Source organism: Aurantibacter sp. (assembly GCF_042094015.1).
Classification (GTDB): domain Bacteria; phylum Bacteroidota; class Bacteroidia; order Flavobacteriales; family Flavobacteriaceae; genus Aurantibacter.
Map to the genome: position 1 here is coordinate 1 of NZ_JBELDZ010000114.1, position 4,378 is coordinate 4,378.

The window sequence follows — 4,378 nt, forward strand, 5'->3', positions numbered from 1 at the left end:
TTGTCATTTTTTTCAACTAACTTCGTTTAACTGCTGATATAAAACATTAAAACGTATTCATATCATCTAACTGTTAAACGAATGTTCAAAATACTACATAAAAAAACGCCTAAAACATATGTTTTAGGCGTTTTTAATTTATAATAAACAAGGTTTAGTTTACATGCGTTCTGGAACACTAATTCCTAATACAGAAAATGCGTTTTTAATAGTATTTGCAACTACTTGAGATATTTGTACTCTAAATACTTTTTCTATTTCTGGAGTATCTCCTAAAATTTGTACATTTTGGAAAAATGAGTTATACAACTTTACCAAATCGTACGTATAATTAGCTACTAATGCAGGGCTATGTTTTGTTGCCGCGTCTTGTATTACTTCTGGAAACAATTGTAATTGCTTAATTAATTCTTGTTCTTTTTCGTGTAATGGTTGAGACGTATCAACTGTACTAGACAAAACATCTGGATTAATCTCAGATTTACGTAAAATAGACTGAATACGTGCATACGTGTATTGTATAAATGGACCTGTATTTCCTTGAAAATCTATAGACTCTTTTGGGTCAAATAGAATACGTTTTTTAGGATCTACTTTTAAAATGTAATATTTAAGCGCTCCCAAACCAATAGTTTTATAAAGTTCTTGCTTCTCTTCATCAGAATAACCATCTAGTTTCCCTAATTCTTTAGAAATAGTTTCTGCTGTAGTTGCCATTTCTGTAATTAAATCGTCTGCATCTACAACGGTTCCTTCTCTACTCTTCATTTTTCCAGAAGGTAAATCTACCATTCCATAACTTAAATGAAACAGGTTTTTAGCCCAATCGAATCCTAATTTCTTCAAAATTAAAAACAAGACTTTAAAATGATAATCTTGCTCGTTTCCAACGGTATAAACCATTCCACCAACATTTGGAAAATCTTTAATACGTTGTATGGCAGTTCCAATATCTTGGGTCATATAAACCGCAGTACCATCGCTACGCAATACAATTTTCTCGTCTAATCCATCTTCGGTTAAATCGCACCAAACAGAACCGTCTTCTTTTTTAATAAAAACACCTGTTTTTAGACCTTCGACAACAAATTCTTTTCCTAATAAATATGTTTCACTTTCGTAATACATACTATCAAATTCAACACCTAAATTTTTATAAGAAGTTGCAAAACCATCATAAACCCAAGCATTCATCTTTTTCCAAAGTGCTACTACTTGCTCGTCTCCAGCTTCCCATTTTAATAACATTTGTTGTGCTGCTGCTAATAATGGAGCTTCTTTTTTAGCTTCATCTTCGGTTTTACCTTCAGATTTTAAAGCTTCAATTTCTTTTTTATATTCTTGATCAAACTTTACATAATAGTTACCAACTAACTTATCTCCTTTTAAACCTGTAGATTCTGGTGTTTCTCCATTTCCAAAACGTTGCCAAGCCAACATACTTTTACAAATATGAATTCCACGATCATTAATAATCTGTGTTTTATAAACTTTTTTACCAGAAGCTTCAACTATTTTAGCGACACTATAACCTAATAAATTGTTACGTACGTGTCCTAAATGTAAAGGTTTATTTGTATTAGGCGAAGAATATTCTACCATTACAGCTTTATCTCCTTCTTTTGGAGTTCCAAACCCAAAAATTTTATTGTCTTTTATATTATTAAAAAAGTCTAAATAATACGATTGGCTAATCTCTAAATTTAAGAAGCCTTTTACCACATTAAATGCCACAACATCTGCTACATTTTCTACTAAATAATTACCAATAGCTTCGCCTATTTGCACAGGATTTCCTTTTACTACGCGTAACATAGAAAACACAACTGCAGTAATATCTCCAGGAAACTCTTTACGTGTTGCTTGGAATTCTACGGTTTCTAAATCTGCGCTATATATATTTTTTACAGCGGTTTTTATATGTTTTGTTAATGTGTTTTGAAGACTCATTTAACTGTTTTTTTTATTTTAATAACTATACTTTAGGTAAAAATACTTCTGCCATCATACAACGTGCGCTTCCGCCACCTAAAGCTTCAATAGTGTCTAGAGGACTTGATAATATTTCGCAATGCTTTTCTATTATCTTAATTTGTGCTTCACTTAAACTTTTATGTGCAGCTTCACTCATTACTAAATAACGTTTATCATCTTTACCTAAAACCTGTAATGTATTTCCTGCAAAGTTATTGACTTGAGCTTCCGTAATTCTAATGACTTCTTTTCCGTCTTGTTGTAAATTACTAACTACATTTTTACGCTCTTTTTTATCACTTATTACATCTGTACATATTACTGCAAAAGTTTCTGCTAAACACATCATAACGTTAGTATGATAAATTGCTTTACGGTCGCCATTAACTGTTTGATTTGCTGTAAAAACAACTGGTGTGTATTCAAAATCTTCGCAGAATTCAATAAATAACTCTTCGTCTGCTCTTGGAGATAAAGCACAATAGGCTTTTCTATTAGTTCTATCTAAAAGTAAACTTCCTGTTCCTTCAAGAAAAACACCTTCTTCTTCCGCAGATGTATAATCTACAATTTGATTTATTTTAAATCCTGATTCTTCTAATTGAATTAGCACATCTTCTCTACGTTCTAATCGTCGGTTTTCTGCATACATTGGATATAATCCTATATTTCCATTTTCGTGAAAAGAAATCCAATTATTTGGAAAAATAGAATCTGGCGTATCAAACTCTTTAGTATCTTCAACAACAATTACATTTACACCTACAGAACGAAGTTTATCTACATAAACATCAAATTCTTTCTGTACTCTTGTGTTTACAGCTTCTGGCAATAAATTATCTGTTTTTTTTTGATAATAATTATTTACTGCAGTTTGCTCATTCATCCTGAAGTTAATAGGACGAATCATTACAATAGTATTTGTTATTTGTTGCATCTTGACAATTTTGATGCAAAATTAGATTTTTTATGCTGAAAAAAGCCGTTTTGTATGGAAAAAATCACTTCCATTTTATATTGCAACCAATACTTGGTTTTTGATGCTCCAAAGGTTTCAATCCTGAAACTGTTAGATCTATTGCTTCCTTTAAATCTTTAGCTGTTAATGGTTTATTGTTTCCTGGTCTAGAATTGTCTAATTGTCCGTGATACGTACTTTTTAATTCCGAATTAAACACATAAAAATCTGGTGTACAAGCTGCATCATAAGCTTTTGCTACATTTTGAGTTTCGTCATACAAATACGGGAATGGGTATTTTTCCTGCTTTGCTAATTCCGCCATTAATTCTGGTGAATCTTGTGGGTAATTTTCTACATCATTACTACTAACGGCAATAAAACCAACTTCTTTAGGGTTATAACTATTCGCTAATTCTACCAATTTTGAATTTACGTGAATTACAAAAGGACAATGATTGCAAATAAACATTATTACTGTAGCTCTGCTTCCTTTTAAATCTTGAAGGTTTATTATTTGATTTGAAACTGTATCGAACAAAGAAAAATCTGGTGCTATAGTTCCTAACGGAAATGGATTAGATTCTGTTAATGCCATAATTTAAGGTGTAGAATTAGATACTTGTAATAATTTTCCATTGTAATATTTATGACCATTTAATGAGAAATCTGCAATATAATTAGCCATTTCTAGAGCTGTTGTTGGTGCTTCATATCCTGGAAAAGCTTCTTCTAACATTTCGGTTTGTACTGCTCCTAAAGCCAAAACATTAAAGCAAATTTGCTGTTCTTTATATTCTTCTGCTAATAACTCTGTTAATGTAATTACCGCGCCTTTACTTGAACTGTAGGCAGATAATCCGGGGAATTTGATAGAACCTTGAACTCCACCCATAGAACTTATAGTTAATACATGGCTTTTAGCTTCCATAAATGGTAAAACCGCGCGTGTCATTTCTGCAACACCAAAAACATTAGTTTTATAAACATTAGCAAATTCTTCCGACGATGTTTCTGCAAATGGTTTGTTTAATAAAGTTCCTGCATTATTAATTAAAATATCAACAGTTTTCCATTCGTTTTTTATAAAAGTTTCTACTTTTTTATAATCATCCTGATTATTTAAATCAAAAGAAAAAGACGTGATATTATCAAAATGAAGATTTGCAACTGGTTGTGCGTTTCTTGACAACGCCAATACATTATATCCTTGACTTGCAAATATGTGCACTAACTCAAATCCAATTCCGCGACTTGTTCCAGTTATTATTATATTTTTACTCATACATTTTTATTTCTTTTAAAAGCGAAGTTATAAATGCTTAAAATTTAAAGATAAAAAACGCCTAATTCAAATAATTGAATTAGGCGTTTTTTTTCTAAGAAGTTAATTATCTTTTTAGTGCAAAATGCGCTTTAAATTGTTTCTTATCATTAGATCCAGAG

At 31.0% G+C, this 4,378-nt stretch carries 4 protein-coding genes; all 4 read right to left on the bottom strand.

Annotated elements, in window-relative coordinates; genetic code table 11:
- Nucleotides 1–159: 159 nt before the first annotated feature.
- Nucleotides 160–1,950 carry an arginine--tRNA ligase gene (gene argS / locus ACFDSN_RS11735; RefSeq protein ID WP_375240046.1) on the bottom strand — a complete coding sequence of 597 codons (1,791 nt, stop codon included), beginning with the start codon at nucleotides 1,948–1,950 and terminating at the stop codon, nucleotides 160–162.
- Between the two features lie 25 nt (nucleotides 1,951–1,975).
- Nucleotides 1,976–2,911, bottom strand: a complete 936-nt coding sequence (ctlX, locus tag ACFDSN_RS11740; protein ID WP_375240047.1) for a citrulline utilization hydrolase CtlX — start codon at nucleotides 2,909–2,911, stop codon at nucleotides 1,976–1,978.
- A 64-nt stretch (nucleotides 2,912–2,975) separates the two neighbouring features.
- The gene (locus tag ACFDSN_RS11745; protein WP_375240048.1) at nucleotides 2,976–3,530 is read right to left on the bottom strand and encodes a thioredoxin family protein; all 555 of its coding nucleotides are present in this window, start codon (nucleotides 3,528–3,530) and stop codon (nucleotides 2,976–2,978) included.
- A gap of 3 nt (nucleotides 3,531–3,533) precedes the next feature.
- Complete coding sequence (locus ACFDSN_RS11750; protein WP_375240049.1) at nucleotides 3,534–4,217, bottom strand: SDR family NAD(P)-dependent oxidoreductase; 684 nt, start codon at nucleotides 4,215–4,217, stop codon at nucleotides 3,534–3,536.
- Nucleotides 4,218–4,378: the final 161 nt, after the last annotated feature.